This window comes from Pantoea sp. EKM20T, from assembly GCF_011800485.1.
GTDB classification, from domain to species: Bacteria; Pseudomonadota; Gammaproteobacteria; order Enterobacterales; family Enterobacteriaceae; genus Pantoea; species Pantoea agglomerans.
Genome location: NZ_JAALFW010000003.1, coordinates 154,967 through 173,184 on the forward strand (window position 1 = coordinate 154,967; position 18,218 = coordinate 173,184).

Here is an 18,218-nt window from a genome sequence, read left to right on the forward strand (position 1 = left end):
TTTATCTGACGAGAAAATTGCATGAAACCTGCTTTACGTTTAGCCGGTGCATTGCTGCTGACCTGCTTTGGGCTCTCTGCACCCGCGTTCGCCACCGAATATCCGCTGCCACCACCTGACAGTCGCCTGATTGGCGAAAACGTCCTGACTCAGGTTCCTGACAATAAACAACCTCTGGAAGCAATTGCGGCGCGCTACCAGGTCGGCCTGCTGAGCATGCTGGAGGCAAATCCCGGTACCGATCCCTGGCTGCCCAAAGCGGGCACCCAGCTGACGGTGCCGCTGCAGATGATCCTGCCCGATACGCCGCGCGAAGGGATTGTGGTGAATCTGGCCGAGCTTCGTCTCTATTACTATCCCAAAGGGGAGGATAAGGTCATTGTCTATCCCATCGGCATTGGCCAGCTGGGTGCGGCCACGCCAGTGATGGTGACGCAGATCAGCCAGAAGATCCCTAATCCCACCTGGACGCCCACGGCGAACATCCGCAAACGCTACGCCAAAGAGGGCATTACGCTGCCTGGCGTGGTCCCCGCCGGACCGGATAACCCGATGGGGCAGTTTGCCATGCGTCTGGCGCGCGGCACCGGCCAGTATCTGATCCATGGCACTAATGCGAAATTCGGCATCGGCATGCGCGTCAGTTCAGGCTGCATCCGTCTGCGTTCAGAAGATATCGAAGCGCTGTTTAACTCAGCCCCGAAAGGGACGCGGGTACAGATCATCAATCAGCCGGTGAAGTACGCTGTAGAGCCGGATGGGAAACGCTACGTGGAAGTGCATCAGCCGCTGTCACGCAACGACAAGGACGATCCACAGACCATGCCGATTGCACTCACTGCCGGAGTGAAGCAGTTTATGAAAAGTGAGAAGAGTGATAGTGCGCTAATTAAAACAAGCTTAGCGCGACGCTCAGGCATGCCTGTGCTGGTCAGCAGTGGGGAGCCGGTGCAGAGTGATACCGTGCCGCCTGCGGGGCTGGAGAGCGCATCTGTGGGGGCTGATAGCCCGGTGACACAGGCTGAGGGCAACGCGGTTCAGCCCTGACCGGATAAGTGCCTGTGAAGGGCACTGAATTCGGAGCAAAAAAAATGGCGCCATAAAGGCGCCATTTTTAAACCAGAACTCTTACTTACGGTAAGAGTGAGCCTGGTTGTCCAGACGCTGGTTAGCGCGTGCTGCGTCATCTTTAGCAGCCTGAACGTCTGAACGCACTGCGTTCACGTCGTTGCTCAGCTGGTCAACTTTAGCGTTCAGAGTCTGAACGTCTGAAGACAGCTGGTCGATTTTAGCGTTGCTTGAGCAACCAGCCAGCATAGTTGAAGCCAGAACTACCGCGCCCAGTACCAGTTTAGTACGATTCATTATTTATACCCTCTAGATTGAGTTAATCTCCATGTAGCGTTACAAGTATTACACAAAGCTTTTTAAGTTGAGAATAAATTTTTGATGAGAAGATGCTTAAATTTGATCGTTCGCTCAAAGAAGCAGCGAATCACAGAATATGATAAAAAAATTTAGCGAAAACAGAGAGATTTAATCGGATTAACCTTAATATTAAGAGTATTTGAATAGTTATTTTCGATTGGAATTTTCTGACATTTGGTTTAAGTAGAAATAAAAAAAAGCGCCCGATAAAGGCGCTTCAAAATAATGGTCAGAGAGCGTTTTACAGAACGTGTACAGAAGCGGTGTTGGTAGTTCCGCTTGGTACTAATGCACCTGACACCAACACCACGACATCGCCTTTCTGGCCGTAGCCACTTTCCAGCGCCGCTTCTTTACCCAGACGATAGAAATCGTCGGTTGAAGCGATCTCAGTCACCAGACGTGTCTCAATCCCTTTGCTCAGGATCAGCTGACGGGCAGTCATCGGATTGGTGGTCAGCGCCAGGATGGTCGCGTTCGGGAAGTATTTACGTACGGCTTTAGCAGATTTACCCCCTTCAGTAGCAACCACAATCAGTGGCGCTTCCAGCTTCTCAGCGGTCTCTACCGCACCACGGCAGACGGCTTCTGTGATACGCATTTTGCGGTTATCACTCTGGCTGTCGATGCGGGACTTCATCACGCGATCGGTACGCTCACAGATGGTCGCCATGATGGTGACCGACTCCAGCGGATAACGGCCTTTGGCGCTCTCACCTGACAGCATGACAGCATCGGTACCGTCAAGAATGGCGTTTGCCACGTCACCGGCTTCTGCGCGGGTAGGGCGCGGATTCTTGATCATGGAATCGAGCATCTGGGTAGCCGTGATGACCACTTTGCGTGCTTTATTACATTTTTTGATCATCATCTTCTGCGCGAAGATCACTTCTTCAACCGGGATCTCAACGCCCAGATCGCCACGCGCAACCATGATGCCGTCTGAGGCTTCGAGGATTTCGTCGAAGTTGTTCAGGCCTTCCTGGTTTTCGATTTTGGAGATGATCTGGATATGCTCGCCGCCGTTCTGTTTCAGGTGCTCGCGAATTTCCAGCACGTCTGAACGTTTACGGATGAAAGAGGCGGCGACGAAGTCTACGCCCTGCTCACAACCAAAAATCAGGTCGCGCTTATCTTTTTCGGCCAGTGCTGGCAGCTGGATAGAGACGCCTGGCAGGTTAACGCCTTTGTTTTCGCCCAGATCGCCATTGTTCAGGACTTTACACACCACGGTATTTTCAGTGACTTCGGTCACTTCCATACCAATCAGGCCATCATCGACCAGCACCGTGTTGCCGATTTTCAGGTCAGCAGTGAAACCCGGGTAGGTCACCGCAACGCGCTCGCTGTTGCCAATCACGCTCTGGTCTGTAGTAAAGGTAAAGGTCTGACCCGCTTTCAGAGCCGCATCGTTGCCGCCTTCCAGTTTCATGGTGCGGATTTCAGGGCCTTTGGTATCCAGCAGAATAGCGGCCTGACGGCCGGTTTTTTGCATAACGGCACGCATGTTGGTGATGCGTTGGCCATGCTCAGCGTAGTCGCCGTGAGAGAAGTTAAGACGCATAACATTCATGCCAGCTTCAAGCAGCTGAGTCAGCATCTCTTCGGATTCGGTTTTCGGGCCGATTGTACAAACGATTTTAGTCTTTTTCATGACGGATTTTCTGTAAGTTGTGATGGATGAATAAGGGCGGAATCCGATGGCAGCGCATCGAAGTGAAATTTCTGATTGAGACTGAAATGGGCAGTACTGAGTAAGAATAGGTGACGAAGGCCAGGCGTGCAGGGAAGTTGTGCGGTTACGGTTGGTAACCACCACGCTGTTGTTGCGCAAATCATTTGAGTTATCGCAGTAAGCACGTGATCGCTGAAACCTTTCAAGTAAGCAACGCGGGACAGTATAGACGCTAAGTATGCGAAAACCAATCAAAAAGCAGAAGGGGGAAGCGATGCAGATCAATAAAAGTGGAGTTGCGCAAGCTGAAGGAATTCTGAAAGTGGTGCGCTCTAATGGACTCGAACCATCGACCCCCACCATGTCAAGGTGGTGCTCTAACCAACTGAGCTAAGAGCGCATACTGAATATTGGTGCGTCCGAGTGGACTCGAACCACCGACCCCCACCATGTCAAGGTGGTGCTCTAACCAACTGAGCTACGGACGCACTTGGTGCGCTCTAATGGACTCGAACCATCGACCCCCACCATGTCAAGGTGGTGCTCTAACCAACTGAGCTAAGAGCGCAACATGCTGTCAGGGCGACAGCGGGGACGAATATTAACGGCAGCGTGTGAGGCTGGCAAGGGGAAAATAGTTTTTTCGCCATGACTGCACAGCAACTGTGCTAACCGTCGTTTTTTTCGTCATTGCGGGCCATGAATGACCCGCCTCGAACGTTATCGCGCTGCACGCGTCAGGATAATCTCCGCCGGAGATTGCTGTAAGCGTCTGATGCGCCAGATCATCATCACCGCAGCCGAGGTCAGGCCGATAATAAAGCCGCACCAGAAGCCCGCAGGTCCCATGCGCGGCACCACCCAGTCGGTCAGCGCCAGCAGATAACCGGCGGGCAGCCCCAGCAGCCAGTAAGCGATAAAGGTAATAAAAAAAATCGACCGCGTATCTTTATAACCGCGCAGGATCCCGCTGCCAATCACCTGTATCGAGTCTGAGAACTGATAAATTGCCGCCAGCAGCATCAGCTGTGCCGCCAGCGTCACCACTTCAGGGTTGTCGTTATAGAGCAGGGCAATCTGATGACGGAACGTCACGGTAAAAATGGCGGTTAGCGCCGCCATGCTGATGCCTACACCCTGTGCGGTCCAGGCCGCGACCCGTGCCTGCTCGGTGGAGCCCTGGCCCAGACGATAACCGACGCGGATGGTGGTCGCGACACCCAGCGACAGCGGCAATACAAACATCAGTGAACTGAAATTGAGCGCAATCTGGTGGCCGGCCACGTTAACGATGCCCAGTGGCGAAACCAGCAGGGCGACCACGGCGAACAACGTGACCTCAAAGAAGAGTGCCAGCGCCACCGGCAATCCCAGCGTCATCAGGCGGCTCAGAATCGGACGGGAAGGGGGTGACCAGCGGCTCTCCATACGGATATCGCGCATGCTACCCATCCGGCGCACCCAGAAGCGCATGCAGATAAACATCACCCAGTAGACCGAGGCGGTCGCCACGCCGCAGCCGACACCGCCCAGAGCAGGCATGCCGAAGTGGCCATAGATAAAGACATAGTTGAGCGGGATGTTGAACATCAGGCCTAAAAAGCCCAGCACCATGCCGGGTTTGGTTTTCGACAGCCCCTCGCATTGATTGCGGAGCACCTGGAAGAAGAGGTAGCCAGGCGCGCCGAACAGCAGGGCATGCAGATAGCCTTCTGCCTTCAGCGCCAGCACTGGATCGATGTCATGCATCGCCCGGATAAGATAACCGGCATGCCACAACAGCACCATAATCAGCAGGGAGACGAAAAAGGCGAGCCAGTATCCCTGGCGGATCTGTTCACCGATGCGTTCGCGGCGGCCAGAACCATTGAGTTGCGCAACGGTGGGCGTCAATGCAAGCAGAAGACCATGACCAAACAGGATGGCCGGTAGCCAGACAGAGGTGCCGACAGCAACGGCGGCCATATCCGTGGCGCTGACTGCGCCGGCCATAATGGTATCCACAAATCCCATTGCGGTTTGAGCCACCTGAGCAAGGATGACCGGAATCGCAAGGGCCAGCAATTGACGCGCTTCTGTTAAATACTTCTGCACGTTAACACCTGACTTATTGAATGAATTAAAAGGGGCAGGAAGCCCGGGGAATTTCGCGAGCTAGTGTAACTGGCGTAACAGAATTCGCCAATCTTTGTCACACAATGCGGTTTGCTCCGCTATAAAGCGGCGGTGCGGGCTGAAATCTAACAGCCGACCTGAGCTGTGATAAACTAGCGTAAACTTCGCAGAGGCAAAGACTATGTTTACCGGTATTGTGCAGGGCACCGCAGAAATCGTGTCCATTGAAGAGAAAGAACTGTTTCGCACCCACACTGTCCGCCTGCCGGAAGAGCTCTTACCGGGTCTGGCGCTGGGCGCATCCGTAGCCCATAACGGTTGCTGTCTAACCGTAACGGCAATTGAAGGCGACCGCGTCAGTTTTGATTTAATTAAAGAGACATTGCGGGTGACTAACCTTGGCGATTTACGTCAGGGCGATGTGGTCAATATTGAGCGTGCAGCGAAATTCAGCGATGAAATAGGCGGACACCTGATGTCTGGTCATATTATGACCACCGCTGAAATCTGCAAGATTATCCAGTCAGAACATAACCGCGAAGTCTGGTTTAAAATCCAGGATGCGGCGCAGATGAAATATATTCTGCATAAAGGGTTTGTCGGCATCGACGGTATCAGCCTGACGGTAGGCGATGTGACTAAGACTAAGTTCTGCGTCTATCTGATCCCGGAAACGCTGGAGCGTACCACGCTGGGGGCGAAGACCTTTGGCGACCGGGTGAATATTGAAATCGATCCGCACACGCAGGCAATCGTGGAGACTGTTGAGCGGGTATTAGCACAGCGCGATGCCGCGGCGGCGATGAGCATGCTGACCGGCCAGTCAACGACAGAGAGTTAATAAAAGGCGCGTAAGCACCGCAGACAGCCCAATCGGTTTTACTCTGTCAGCATTATAAAAGCGCAGGGCGCCGGGTCAGAAGAGGAAAGCGTCCCACGCCATGGACAAAAACGTCAGGAGCGTTTTTGAACAACGCAACGCGTTGGCCCGGCAACGGGCGCACCTCAGGGATGAGGTGCGTAATCGCGTGGGCCGCGCGTGTCAGGGATGACAGGTTTTGCGACTTTCCGATCTGACCCTGTTCCTTGCGCAACGCTCCCTGTTAAAGCAAAACAGGCCCTTCTTTTCAAGTGTTCAGCCGGGGCAGCGCCTTCTTAATTGCCCGCTTTTTAACCCCTACCGCGCCACCCGTAATCCCCCCTCAACGCCGCGACTGAACACGATCTGCCACAGCTGAATATCACGCGCCCGGAAGGCACCGGCACAGGCATTCAGATAATAGGAGAACATACGCTTAAAGCGTTCGCCATATTTATCGGCCAGCTCCGGCCAGGCCTGCAAAAAGCGTTCATGCCAGGCCATCAGTGTTTTGTCGTAATCTGCGCCGAAATTGTGCCAGTCTTCCAGAATAAAATGGGGCTCGCTGGCATCGGCCACATGGCGCACCGAAGGCAGGCAGCCGTTGGGGAAGATATATTTATCGATCCAGGGATCGACACTCATATCAGTTTTGATTGCGCCGATGGTGTGAAGCAGGAAAATACCGTCAGGCTTTAAATTACGATCGACCACGTCAAAATAGGTCGCGTAATTTTTCGGTCCGACATGTTCAAACATACCCACCGACACAATACGATCAAACTGCTCATTCAGATCGCGATAATCCTGCAACAGAATCGTGACGTCTAATCCGCTGCAGCGCTGCTGCGCCAGTTTCTGTTGTTCGGCGGAAATCGTCACGCCATGCACTTTAACGCCATAATAACGTGCGGCAAATTCCGCGAGTCCGCCCCAGCCACAGCCGATATCCAGCAGTGACATTCCGGGTTCCAGCGCTAATTTACGGCAGATCATATCCAGCTTGGCTTCCTGCGCCGTCGCCAGTGTCGTCGCCTTTTTCCAGTAGCCACAGGAGTATTGCATATAGGGATCGAGCATCAGTGAAAAGAGGTCGTTGCCCAGGTCGTAATGCTCTTTACCGACAATCCACGCCCGTTTTTTTGACTGCAGATTGGTTAAGCGTGCGGCGGCAATGCGCAGCGTATCTTTGAAGTGATGAGGCAGCTGCTGATCGAGTTTATGTTTAAGTACCTGGTGGAAGAAAATATCCAGCCGGTCACACTCCCACCATCCATCCATATAGCTCTCACCGAGCCCAAGAGAGCCCTCCTGCAGAACACGTTTAAAAAAACCAGGATGATTAATATGAATATCCCAGGGACGTGAACCATTAATTTCGATATCCGCTTTTTCCAGCAGTTCATGAACGATGCGATACCAATGGTTTTCTTCGAGGCTCACTTCTTCTGCATAAGATGAACTCATAGATTTTCCACCACCTGTCCAATCTGAACCTGAACAAAGAGTAGCCAATTTATTCAGGCAATGAGAAACGATGCGGATGGCTCCGCAAACCGGTTATCTGTGTGATACAGAGGACTGGAACAGCCTGCAGCAGGTCGGGTAAGGTGAGAATAACGCGCGCGAATACCGTCCCGGCAGCAGGGTGCCAATCAGATTATTACGTTATTATATTGTTGATTTATTACAGATTTGTTGACCCGGATGAGTATATGCTCACGCGGGTCAATATTCAATAACTTATTGTTAGGGCGCTAACTAAAAAGTCAGTGTGTCACTGATTATCCTGGCAGGCAGTTTGCGCAGAGGCAACAACAGTTTGTGCGCTTGCGGCACGCTGCATGGCGTAACCCAACAGCGCCAGCACAATTGTCACCGTCATCATCAGTGTGGTGGTAAATAGCGGCTGCGTTAAACCGGCCGACACTGCCAGGCTGGCAGCGAAACAGAGTCCTAACTGCAGTGTATTCTGCAACGCGGCGGCTTTACCGGTAGCGGTTGGGAAGGGCATCAGCGCACTGGACACCACAATCGGATAGATCGCGCCGTTAGCCAGCGCCATACCGCAGAACGGTACCATCAGACTCACCAGCGTGCTGCTGCCAGCAAGCGCAACAGCAAACAGCGCCAGAATGCTCAGGCTGTAGACGGCCAGCAGCCAGGGCAGCAATTGTGCGCCGTTAAAGCGGTTGAGCAGGGTGCGACAGCCGAAGCCACCAATTAAAAAGGCGAGCGTCTGGGGCACATAACTCAGACCGATATCGGCGGGCGACAGACCCAGATCCGCCAGAATAAAGGGCGATCCGGTCAGCCAGGCAAAGAAGCTGGCTGAGCAGGCGGAGTAGATCAGCACGTTGCCGCTGTAGACCCGTGATTTAAGCAGCGTGAAAAAGCCGGGCTGCGCACCTTTTTCTCCCGCGGCCTTGCGCACGGTGGGCAGACGCAGCGTGGTCAGAATCAACGCCACCGCAATCAGGGTCAGCACCAGGAAAATCGAACGCCAGTGGAAGTGGCCGATCAGCCAGGCACCCAGTAGCGGAGCCAGCGCCGGAGAGAGCGCAACCAGCGGCATAATGGTGGCAAAGACTTTGTTAGCGCGCGCTGCAGGGTAGCGATCCACCACCAGCGCCTGCCAGCTTACGGCAGCGGCACAGACGCCAATCGCCTGGACAAAACGCAGCGCCAGCATCAGATAGATATCATTCACCCACAGCATGCCTGCGCAGCCAGCGGCAAACATGGCCAGTCCGGACAGCAGCACCGGTTTACGACCGATGCGATCGGAAAGCGGTCCCCAGAAGAGCTGACCCACGGCGAAGCCGCCCAGGAAGAGACTCATACTGGCGCTGATCAGACCGGGTGAAGTGTTAAAGGTTTGCTGCATCGCACCAAAGGCGGGCAGGTACATATCAGTGGCTAAAAAGCCCAGCATGCTCAGCAGGGCAAGGTAGGGCATAAACCCTTTATTCGACAGCATCTGATTCTCATTTTTGCAGGATAAACGCGGCAGAGTGTAAAAGGTGCGTTTGCTGCTGTGAAACGGTAATATTTGCCGATTGCTGTTAAAATTTTTGAAGGCAGATTATGTGGTCAGAATATGCATTAGAAGTGGTTGACGCTGTCGCCCGTGGGGGGAGCTTCAGCGCCGCCGCGCAGGAGTTACATCGGGTGCCTTCTGCCATCAGCTATACGGTGCGTCAGCTGGAAAACTGGCTGGCGGTACCGCTGTTTGAACGGCAGCATCGCGAAGTGGTTCTGACCCCGGCGGGTGAGCATTTTGTCCGGGAAGGGCGCAGCGTCATCAAAAAAATGCTTGCCACCCGGCGACAGTGTCAGCAGCTGGCTAACGGCTGGCGCGGCCAGCTAAGCATAGCCGTTGACCGTATCGCTAAACCTCAGCGCACCCGACAACTGGTCAAAGATTTCTATCGCCACTTTCCCGATATGGAGCTGATCATCAGCTATGAAGTTTTTAACGGCGTCTGGGATGCGCTGGCCGATGGCCGGGTGGAAGTGGCGATTGGTGCCACTCAGGCGATACCGGTGGGCGGACGTTTTGCTTTTCGGGATATGGGCACACTTAACTGGCGCTGCGTGGTTGCGCCCGACCATCCTCTGACACAGGCGAGCCAGATAGATGATGACACGCTGCGGAGCTGGCCCTCCCTGGTGCTGGAAGATACTTCTCGCGCACTGCCGCGTCGTATGACATGGACGCTGGATAACCAGCGCCGGCTGGTGGTGCCGGAGTGGCAAACCGGGCTGGAGTGCGTGCAGGCGGGATTGTGTGTGGCGATGGTGCCCGGTCACCTGGCCAGGCCACTGCTCGACAGCGGCGAGCTGGTAGAACTGACGCTGCCGGTGGCGTTTCCGGACAGTCCATGCTGCGTCAGCTGGGCAGAAGATCGCGCATCACCGGCAACAGGCTGGTTGCTCAGCTATCTGGGTGATGCGCAAACGCTTAATCAGGAGTGGTTAAGCGAGCATTAACGGCGATAGTCGCGGAACGGGCCATCGGCCACGGAACGGCGCTCAATCAGCGTGGGATGGACCTCAATCGTTTGTGACACTTCGCGTTTACTGGTAATGCGGTCCAGCAGCATTTCCAGCGCTTTCTCACCCAGCTGGGCTTTAGGCTGATGCACTGTGGTCAGGGCCGGTGCAAAATAACGGGCGTTGCGCACATTGTCATAGCCGATCACCGAAATATCCTGGGGGACGCGTAAACCCATCTCGTCGGCGGCGCAAATCGCGCCCATCGCCATGATGTCACCGCCACAGAACACCGCCGTGGGACGCTGCTTCTGCGACAGGATCTGCTGCATCGCCTGATAGCCCGACTCCGGCTCAAAGTCACCCTGCACAATCCACTCGGCGCGTGGCTGAATACCCGCTTCTTCCATCGCCTTCAGGAAACCGGCATGACGTCCGCCACCGGTGTTACGCTCCATCTGACCGGGGATAGCACCAATATCCCGGTGTCCGCGTTCAATCAGATAGCGTCCCGCCAGATAGCCGCCCTGGAAAGCATTATCCAGTACCGTGTCGGTGAAGTCGGCGCGCGACTCGCCCCAGTCCATCACCACCATCGGGATATTGCGGTTCTCTTCCAGCATCTGCAGCAGATCGTCCGGATATTCAGAGCACATCACCAGCAGCCCATCGACGCGTTTCTGCGCCATCATGCTGAGATAGGCGCGCTGTTTTTGCAGATCGTTATGCGCATTACCCAGAATCAGCGTATAGCCTTTGTCAAAGCAGTGATTTTCAACCGCTTCGATAATTTCAGCGAAATAGGGCGCTTCGCTGGAGGTGGCAAGCAGGCCCAGCGTTTTGGTGTGGTTCACTTTCAGGCTGCGCGCCACGGCGCTCGGCGAGTAGTGCAGCTCTTTAATCGCCTGCCAGACCGCGTTGCGCGTCTCTTCAGCCACAAAGCGGGTTTTATTGATGACGTGCGAAACGGTGGTCGTTGAGACGCCAGCGCGTTTCGCCACATCTTTAATTGTTGCCATGAAAATCGGACTCCAGTGCTTATCTAACTCTATGATAAGCGTAGTGTTAAACGTTTGCGTCTGCTCAGGGTTTTTTCCGCAAAAATGCAGCTTTCTTGGCCAGGAAACAGGCCGCTGGCGGCGTAAAAACGCCTGAAAACGTGCGCAAACGGAATCAGGGTTGCGCGCGTTGCGCAACAAAGGCGGGATTCTAACAAGGCTGAACGGATAAAACGAGATTTTTACCGGGCCCTGTGGGAAAATGCGATACCCCTACTGATTGTGTGACTAAGGAGCAAGCAATGAGTACCGATCTTAAACTGGCTTTAATGACCACCGCGGGCTGTCTGCTGATGATTGTGGCCTTTAGTTTTACCGCTATTCTGCACTAATAAAAAAGCCGGGATTATCCCGGCTCTCTTCTGGTTGTTCTGCTGCTCAGCGTATGGTTTTCGGCGTCATCACCCGACGGGCACCAATATAGTGGCGCTGCCAGTAATCTTCTCCTAACGCGCTGATCTGAATATCTTTGCCGGTGCGTGGCGACTGGATAAACTTGCCATCACCCAGGTAAACGCCGACATGGTCCGCAGTACCGCGTCCATTGATACGGAAGAAGACCAGATCGCCTTTCTCCAGCGACTCACGCTTGATCGGCGCGGCGTCACGCAGGTGGTACATCTCGTTAGCGGTACGTGGGATCTTAAACTTCACCAGATCTTTATAGGCGTACCAGACCAGGCCGCTGCAATCGAAACCGGTATGGGGAGAGGTGCCGCCCCACTGATAGGGTTTACCCAACTGACCCATCAGCTTGGTCATCGCGGTTTCGCGGGCCTTCTGGTAGCGCTGACGGTGAGATTTGCTCATCTTAATCGTGCCGGTCTCGCTGGTAGTGACCTCTGCGGTTTTCAGCAGGCGCTGATGACCATAACGTTTTTTCTCTTTGTTCTTACTGAGACGGGCGGTTTTTAGCGAGGTCTTCTTAGCAGGCGTCTGTTTCGCGGTGAGTTCGACTTTTTTCAGTTTTTTTGTTTTTAGTTTTTGAACCGGGCTGAGGCGAGTCTTTTTCGTCACCGTTTTGACCGGGCGACGCTTGCGACGCTCATCGTCGCGCGCACTCTTTTTCTCTGCTTTATGCGTACTGACGTTCACCGGCGCGTGAGGCGACGCAGCGGCGATGTTGAAAAACAGTTGCGCAAAGGCCAGCATGAAAAACGTAATGATTAAACGCATAGTCCGTTAATTAGTTAAGTTGTCAGGGCCACTACGCACCGCGACAAAGTTGAGATTAATCTGATCCAGGATCAGCGCCCAGGCCATTCTAGTCCAGTTCTTTTAAAAACTGTAATGCCTTTTAATATTAATCTTTGCAACCCACGCAATTGTGCTGAAAATGAACATTTTCAGCGTCTTATATCAACGAAATTATTACGAATTATTAATCTGTTACCTGCTGTTAATAATCAGGAATTCAGGTGTCCCGGAGCAGGACTTAACAATGATGGCGATTTAATCGGGCAGCGATCAAAATCTCGTTTTCAGTCACGCTGCGAAGTCGCTACAATAAACAAACACGATGTGACGAATTAAGGAAGGCAATTATGAGTACTGTAGAAAAAATTCAGCGCCAGATCGCAGAAAACCCGATCCTGCTGTACATGAAAGGTTCCCCGAAACTGCCAAGCTGCGGTTTCTCTGCACAGGCGGTGCAGGCGCTGTCAGCCTGCGGTGAGCGTTTTGCTTACGTGGATATTCTGCAGAACCCGGACATTCGTGCCGAGATGCCGAAATTCGCTAACTGGCCAACTTTCCCGCAGCTGTGGGTTGATGGCGAGCTGGTCGGTGGATGCGACATCATCGTTGAGATGTTACAACGTGGTGAACTGCAGACGCTGATCAAAGAGACTTCAGAAAAATTTAAAGAAGCAGAATAAAAAAAGGCCGACATCACGTCGGCCTTTTTCATTGCGGCATCCCTTATGCGGATGTCGTGGCTTCTGCATCGCCTTCCGCGAAGGGCAGTGGCCAGCCGCCTAACCGTTTCCAGCGGTTCACCAGCTCGCAGAACAGCGTTGCCGTCTGCTGAGTGTCATAGAGCGCCGAATGCGCCTGCGTGCTGTCAAACTCCATTCCCGCCGCAATACAGGCCTTCGCCAGCACCGTCTGACCCAATACCAGTCCACTCAGGGCCGCGGTGTCAAAGGTGGCAAACGGGTGAAACGGATTGCGCTTCAGGCTGGCTCGTTCCGCCGCCGCTGACATAAAGTTCAGGTCGAAGGTGGCATTATGTGCCACCATAATGGCGCGATTGCAGCCGCTGTCTTTAATGCCCTTGCGCACCATTTTGAAAATGGCGTGCAGCGCCTCATATTCACTGACCGCGCCGCGCAGCGGATTGCTGGGATCGATGCCGGTAAAGGCCAGGGCTTCGGGATGCAGCAGCGACCCGACAAAAGGTTCGACGTTGAAATGCAGCGTCTGGTCAATCTGAATCCATCCCTCTTCATCCATTTTCAGCGTGATAGCGGCAATCTCCAGTAACGCATCGGTTTGCGCATTGAAACCTGCGGTTTCAACGTCGATCACCACCGGATAGAAGCCACGGAAACGTTGATTGAGTGCATTAGGGGAATTCGATTCAGACATCAGGATCTCGTTGCAGAAAAAGGGCAGCGCGTATTATGGCAAAAAACGGGGCCGGGTGCAGCAGATGAAGCGCAGAGAAGGGGATTCAGCCCACCCGATCGGGCAGGCTGACAGGCAGGTTTAGTTGCCGAGGCCGTTACCGGCATCTTTGTTTTCGATCAGCTCGATTTTGTATCCATCGGGATCTTCAACAAAGGCAATAATGGTGGAGCCGCCTTTAACCGGGCCAGCTTCACGCGTCACGTTGCCGCCATCTTTGCGGATACGTTCGCAGGCCGCTGCTGCGTCATCAACGCCCAGCGCAATATGACCATAGGCATCACCGAGGTCATACTTATCGACGCCCCAGTTGTAGGTCAGTTCGATCACCGCACCTTCGCTCTCGTCGGTGTAGCCCACAAATGCCAGGGTATATTTGTATTCGGTGTTTTCGCTCTGACGCAACACGCGCATGCCCAGCACACGGGTGTAGAAATCGATTGAACGTTGCAGATCGCCAACGCGCAGCATGGTATGAAGTAAACGCATAACATCCTCTTTTAAATAAAACGCCATCGCCCGATGACCCAGGCGCTAAGTATAGCGATGAAAATCGCCATTGAATAATGGCTGCCGTCATCATCCCGGACGGCAGCCCGAACCGGTTACAGCGTCGGGTAGTCGATATAACCTTCCGCGCCGCCGCCGTAAAAGCTTTCCGGACGCTGTGGATTGAGTGGGGCATCCTGCTGCAGACGCTCAACCAGATCCGGGTTAGCAATGTAATCGCGACCAAACGCAACCGCATCGATCAGACCGCGACCAATCAGGTCATCCGCTTTCTCAACGGTATAGGCACCGGCACCAATGATGGCACCCGGGAAGAGATCACGCACTTTCTGACGGAAAGCGTCGGTGTAAGGCTGACCGCCGGCCCAGTCTGGCTCGGAGAGGTGCAGATAGGCGATGTTGCGTTTTGCCAGCTCGCCGATATACCACAGCGCCGCTTCCTCTTCATCCGGGCCGTTGTCCAGATTCTGGAAGCTGCCGATAGGTGAGACGCGAATACCAATGCGATCGGCTGACCAGTTAGCGATCACCGCATCAACCACTTCCAGCGCAAAGCGGCCGCGTTTTTCGATGCTGCCGCCATATTCATCAGTACGCTGGTTTGAGCCTGGTGCCAGGAACTGGTGCATCAGGTAACCGTGCGCCGAGTGCAGCTCAAGCAGGTCAAAGTCCGCTTCACGCGCGTTGGCCGCAGCCTGGCCAAAATCTGCCACGATCTGCTTAATCTCTGGCACTGTCAGCTCACGCGGCGTTGAGGTATCTTCGCGATAGACGCTGCCATCTTCAGCACGCAGTGAGGTACGGGTGCCAGCGGCAATCGCCGATGGCGCAACCGGTGCTTTGCCTTCCGGCTGCACGCTGTTATGTGAGATACGACCGGTGTGCCATAACTGTACTGCGGTGTGACCGCCAGCCTGATGCACGCCTTCGTTAATCGCTTTCCACGCTGCAATCTGTGGCTGAGTATGTAAGCCTGGCGCACCGGCATAGCCTTTCGCCTGGAAAGAGATCTGGGTCGCTTCGGTGATGATCAAACCGGCGCTGGCGCGCTGGCGATAATATTCAGCCATCATCGGGGTAGGGATGTCGCCTGGCTCAATGCTGCGCAGACGGGTCAGCGGTGCCATAAATACGCGGTTTGGGACGGTAATTGCACCGACTTTTAGCGGACGAAACAGCTGGGTACTCGCCATAATAGCTCCTGATTAGTAGACCAGTCGTCTACAAACGTGTTTTTTAAAAATCAGCGGCGTTCAAGCCACTGTTCGATGGTACTCAATGCCAGACGCAGTGGCTGCGCCTCGCGGGAAATTTTGCTCTGCAGACTGGCACCCAGCCACAGCAGCGACAGCAATTCCGCCATCTGCGTGGGGGGCTGCGGCAGGCTCAGCGACTCCTGCTGCTCTGCGGCAATCAGGGTCCGGGCGTAGAGTGCCGTGATCTTTCCGGCACCCTGCTGCAGTGCATCACGCATCGGCTCTGAGAGATCGCACACCTCCGCGGAGACTTTGACGCCCAGACAGCCTACGATGTGGCCCTGCTGAACAAACAGATCAACGGCAGCACGAAAATGGTTAAGCAGACGCTCACGCGGCGTGCCTTCGGTCTGGTTAAGCTGCAACGCCACATCCTGCAGGAAACGCGCAAAATAGCGTTCCAGTAACGCCACGCCAAACGCCTCTTTAGAACGGAAGTAGTAGTAGAAGGAGCCTTTCGGCACCGCCGCCTGCGTCAGCAGTTCGCTGAGGCCCATTCCGGTAAAGCCGCGTTGCAGACAGAGTTGCTCACCTGTCTGGAGCAGGTGTTCGCGGGTTTCGTTGCGTTGTAGCGTCTTATTCATGGCAGTGAGATTAGTAGACCAGTCGGTCTAATGCAACGCAACCCTCTCTATTTGGCACAGAGTGTTCACTCCTGAGTCAAAGAACAGGATAATTCTGACCGGGTGTGGCTTACTTCCTGCGCAACCAGGCTACGCTTTTTACTGGACTGTTTATTCTGTGAATCCGGAGGCGTGGTGGCCGAGCAGCTTGAGTTTTTCCCGGTTCCCAGCCCCTGTCGCGGCATCTGCCAGACTGATGCGCGCGGCTACTGCCTGGGATGTTTACGCAGCCGCGATGAGCGGTTCAACTGGCTGCGCTTCAGCGATGCGCAAAAGCGTGAGGTCATTCGTCTTTGTCAGCAGCGGCGTCAGCGTCTGCAACGGCAACAGAAAGGTGAGGAGCCACACGCGCCACAACAGCCGGAGTTATTCTGACGACTTTGCGCTTTCCGTTATACTCTCTGACACGCTAATTTCAGCCAACGCGCAACAGGGAGAACGTCATGTTAGAACCGCAAGCCATCGCCTCACAGGGGCCCGATTTTTCACCGCTGGTCATGGGGTACTGGCGTCTGATGGAGTGGGGGATGTCGCCACAGGAGCGGGTCGCCTTTATTGAGCACCACGTGAGGCTCGGCATCACTACCGTTGACCATGCGGACATCTACGGTGACTACCAGTGTGAGGCGGCGTTTGGCGAGGCACTGAAACTGGCACCCGGTTTGCGCGACCAGCTACAGATTGTCACCAAGTGCGGCATCGCCACCCGCGCCCAGCCTGAGCATCAGATAGGCCACTACATTACCGACAAACGTCATATCCTGCAGAGTGCTGAAAACTCACTGCGCCATATCCACACCGATCGTCTCGACCTGCTGCTGATCCATCGTCCCGATCCACTGATGGAGGCTGACGAGGTGGCCGAAGCCTTTATGGCGCTGCATCACAGCGGCAAGGTTCTGCATTTTGGCGTCTCTAACTTCACACCATCACAGTTTTCCCTGCTGCAATCCCGTCTGCCGTTCTCGCTGGTGACAAATCAGCTGGAGATCTCACCCGTGCAGCAAAGTGTGCTGCTGGATGGATCGCTGGATCAGTGTCAGCAGCTGCGTATTCGTCCGATGGCCTGGTCCTGTCTGGGTGGCGGTCGCCTGTTTAACGATCCCCATTTCCAGCCGCTGCGAGACGAACTGGAAGCCGTGCGGCAGGAAACCGGTGCCACCAGCCTTGAGCAGGTGGTCTATGCCTGGATACTGATGCTGCCATCGCGCCCGCTGCCAATCATCGGCTCAGGTAAAACGGCGCGGGTCAGCGAAGCCGCCGGAGCACTGAACTTATCCCTGTCGCGTCAGCAGTGGTTCCGTATTCGCAAGGCGGCGCTGGGATTTGATGTGCCCTGAAGCGTAAAACTGCGTCAATCTCCGGCAAAATAGTGCAACAGCGACCAGACTTATCTCAAACCCTGGTATGCAAATGGAGTCACCATGAAAATGAAAGTAGTTGCCCTATTCGCACTGATCGCCTGCGGCTCAGCACAGGCTGCCAGCGAGCAGGTTACGATCCATCAGGTTACCGCTGAAGGGATTGGGAAATCGCTGGGCACCGTTAAGATTGACGAGACACAGTATGGTCTGCAGTTCACGCCGGATCTGCAGGGCCTTCAGCCGGGCATTCATGGTTTCCATGTTCATGCTAAAGGCAGCTGTGAACCGGGCGAGTCTGAAGGCAAAGTGGTCGCCGCCGGTGCGGCGGGTGGTCACCTTGATCCAGCCAACAGCGGCAAACATCTGGGGCCTTATGCAGAGGGGCACCTGGGCGACCTGCCCGCGGTCTATGTCGATGACAAAGGCAGCGCCACTTATCCGGTGCTGGCGCCGCGTCTGAAATCGTTAAAAGAGATCAAAGGCAAAGCGCTGATGGTGCACGTCGGCGGTGACAATCATGCCGACCATCCTAAACCGCTTGGCGGTGGCGGGGCACGCTACGCCTGCGGTGTCATCTGAGTTTCCGGGCGGCAGGCGATGGCCGCCCGCTTTTCTCCTGCCTGTTTATGAATTGTTGTACCATCCCTGACATTTCCCCCCTATGATATTGATTCAGGTAAGAAAGCGTGATGGGGAAAGGAGCAGG

At 54.6% G+C, this 18,218-nt stretch carries 19 protein-coding genes and 3 tRNA genes; 8 read left to right on the forward strand and 14 right to left on the reverse strand.

The genetic code is table 11. From position 1 onward, the window contains the following. Positions 1-21 precede the first annotated feature (21 nt). On the forward strand, positions 22-1,047 hold the full coding sequence (locus HFD94_RS06660; protein WP_022625744.1) for a L,D-transpeptidase family protein: 1,026 nt from the start codon (positions 22-24) through the stop codon (positions 1,045-1,047). 81 nt (positions 1,048-1,128) lie between these two features. Here the strand turns inward: HFD94_RS06660 and HFD94_RS06665 are convergent, their stop codons facing one another. The 6 genes from HFD94_RS06665 to HFD94_RS06690 all read right to left on the reverse strand — a co-directional run bounded on the left by HFD94_RS06665 (position 1,129) and on the right by HFD94_RS06690 (position 5,197). Next, positions 1,129-1,365, reverse strand: a complete 237-nt coding sequence (locus HFD94_RS06665; protein ID WP_003853216.1) for a major outer membrane lipoprotein — start codon at positions 1,363-1,365, stop codon at positions 1,129-1,131. 304 nt (positions 1,366-1,669) lie between these two features. Next, the gene (pykF, locus tag HFD94_RS06670; protein WP_010245613.1) at positions 1,670-3,082 is read right to left on the reverse strand and encodes a pyruvate kinase PykF; all 1,413 of its coding nucleotides are present in this window, start codon (positions 3,080-3,082) and stop codon (positions 1,670-1,672) included. 344 nt (positions 3,083-3,426) lie between these two features. Continuing rightward, positions 3,427-3,503, reverse strand: a tRNA-Val gene (locus tag HFD94_RS06675). 11 nt (positions 3,504-3,514) lie between these two features. Further along, positions 3,515-3,591, reverse strand: a tRNA-Val gene (locus tag HFD94_RS06680). 3 nt (positions 3,592-3,594) lie between these two features. After that, a tRNA-Val gene (locus HFD94_RS06685) sits at positions 3,595-3,671 on the reverse strand. 152 nt (positions 3,672-3,823) lie between these two features. Continuing rightward, positions 3,824-5,197 (reverse strand): MATE family efflux transporter, encoded by a 1,374-nt coding sequence (locus HFD94_RS06690; protein WP_022625743.1) that lies wholly within the window; start codon positions 5,195-5,197, stop codon positions 3,824-3,826. Positions 5,198-5,399: 202 nt separating this feature from the next. On the opposite strand from HFD94_RS06690, the gene HFD94_RS06695 reads away from it, so the two are divergent. Then, a complete protein-coding gene (locus HFD94_RS06695) occupies positions 5,400-6,059 on the forward strand; it encodes a riboflavin synthase (RefSeq protein WP_010670039.1) in 660 nt (219 codons plus the stop codon). Between the two features lie 336 nt (positions 6,060-6,395). On the opposite strand, the gene cfa is transcribed toward HFD94_RS06695, so the two are convergent. Together cfa and punC are read right to left on the reverse strand one after the other, a co-directional pair. After that, positions 6,396-7,544, reverse strand: coding sequence for a cyclopropane fatty acyl phospholipid synthase (gene cfa, locus HFD94_RS06700; protein ID WP_122888933.1), 1,149 nt, complete (start codon positions 7,542-7,544; stop codon positions 6,396-6,398). Positions 7,545-7,854: 310 nt separating this feature from the next. Continuing rightward, entirely contained in the window at positions 7,855-9,057 is a 1,203-nt protein-coding gene (punC, locus tag HFD94_RS06705; protein ID WP_122888932.1) for a purine nucleoside transporter PunC, read from the reverse strand. 107 nt (positions 9,058-9,164) lie between these two features. On the opposite strand from punC, the gene punR reads away from it, so the two are divergent. Next, on the forward strand, positions 9,165-10,070 hold the full coding sequence (gene punR / locus HFD94_RS06710; RefSeq protein ID WP_010245598.1) for a DNA-binding transcriptional activator PunR: 906 nt from the start codon (positions 9,165-9,167) through the stop codon (positions 10,068-10,070). Here the strand turns inward: punR and purR are convergent. Beyond that, a complete protein-coding gene (gene purR / locus HFD94_RS06715) occupies positions 10,067-11,092 on the reverse strand; it encodes an HTH-type transcriptional repressor PurR (RefSeq protein WP_010245595.1) in 1,026 nt (341 codons plus the stop codon). The two genes, punR and purR, sit on opposite strands and share 4 nt — an antisense overlap. Before the next feature lie 281 nt (positions 11,093-11,373). Here purR and HFD94_RS06720 point away from each other — a divergent pair, with 281 nt between their 5' ends. Next, positions 11,374-11,463 (forward strand): YnhF family membrane protein, encoded by a 90-nt coding sequence (locus tag HFD94_RS06720; RefSeq protein ID WP_010245592.1) that lies wholly within the window; start codon positions 11,374-11,376, stop codon positions 11,461-11,463. A 46-nt stretch (positions 11,464-11,509) separates the two neighbouring features. On the opposite strand, the gene HFD94_RS06725 is transcribed toward HFD94_RS06720, so the two are convergent. Beyond that, entirely contained in the window at positions 11,510-12,307 is a 798-nt protein-coding gene (locus HFD94_RS06725; protein WP_010245589.1) for a C40 family peptidase, read from the reverse strand. A gap of 365 nt (positions 12,308-12,672) precedes the next feature. Between HFD94_RS06725 and HFD94_RS06730 the strand changes: the two genes are divergently transcribed. After that, a complete protein-coding gene (locus tag HFD94_RS06730) occupies positions 12,673-13,008 on the forward strand; it encodes a Grx4 family monothiol glutaredoxin (RefSeq protein ID WP_181955354.1) in 336 nt (111 codons plus the stop codon). A 43-nt stretch (positions 13,009-13,051) separates the two neighbouring features. Here the strand turns inward: HFD94_RS06730 and rnt are convergent, their stop codons facing one another. From rnt to HFD94_RS06750, 4 genes are all read right to left on the reverse strand, one after another. Further along, positions 13,052-13,720: a ribonuclease T gene (gene rnt, locus HFD94_RS06735; protein ID WP_010245582.1), complete on the reverse strand. Its 669-nt coding sequence runs from the start codon at positions 13,718-13,720 to the stop codon at positions 13,052-13,054. Positions 13,721-13,840: 120 nt separating this feature from the next. Continuing rightward, the gene (gene gloA / locus HFD94_RS06740; protein WP_010245580.1) at positions 13,841-14,248 is read right to left on the reverse strand and encodes a lactoylglutathione lyase; all 408 of its coding nucleotides are present in this window, start codon (positions 14,246-14,248) and stop codon (positions 13,841-13,843) included. A 116-nt stretch (positions 14,249-14,364) separates the two neighbouring features. Beyond that, positions 14,365-15,462, reverse strand: coding sequence for an alkene reductase (locus HFD94_RS06745; protein ID WP_010245578.1), 1,098 nt, complete (start codon positions 15,460-15,462; stop codon positions 14,365-14,367). A 50-nt stretch (positions 15,463-15,512) separates the two neighbouring features. Then, positions 15,513-16,109 carry a TetR/AcrR family transcriptional regulator gene (locus tag HFD94_RS06750; protein WP_122888931.1) on the reverse strand — a complete coding sequence of 199 codons (597 nt, stop codon included), beginning with the start codon at positions 16,107-16,109 and terminating at the stop codon, positions 15,513-15,515. A gap of 174 nt (positions 16,110-16,283) precedes the next feature. Here HFD94_RS06750 and HFD94_RS06755 point away from each other — a divergent pair, with 174 nt between their 5' ends. From HFD94_RS06755 to sodC, 3 genes are all read left to right on the forward strand, one after another. Then, entirely contained in the window at positions 16,284-16,523 is a 240-nt protein-coding gene (locus tag HFD94_RS06755) for a DUF1289 domain-containing protein (protein WP_010245573.1), read from the forward strand. 68 nt (positions 16,524-16,591) lie between these two features. After that, entirely contained in the window at positions 16,592-17,488 is an 897-nt protein-coding gene (locus HFD94_RS06760) for an aldo/keto reductase family oxidoreductase (protein ID WP_033757493.1), read from the forward strand. A gap of 84 nt (positions 17,489-17,572) precedes the next feature. Then, positions 17,573-18,091, forward strand: a complete 519-nt coding sequence (sodC, locus tag HFD94_RS06765; protein ID WP_033767102.1) for a superoxide dismutase family protein — start codon at positions 17,573-17,575, stop codon at positions 18,089-18,091. Positions 18,092-18,218 lie beyond the last annotated feature (127 nt).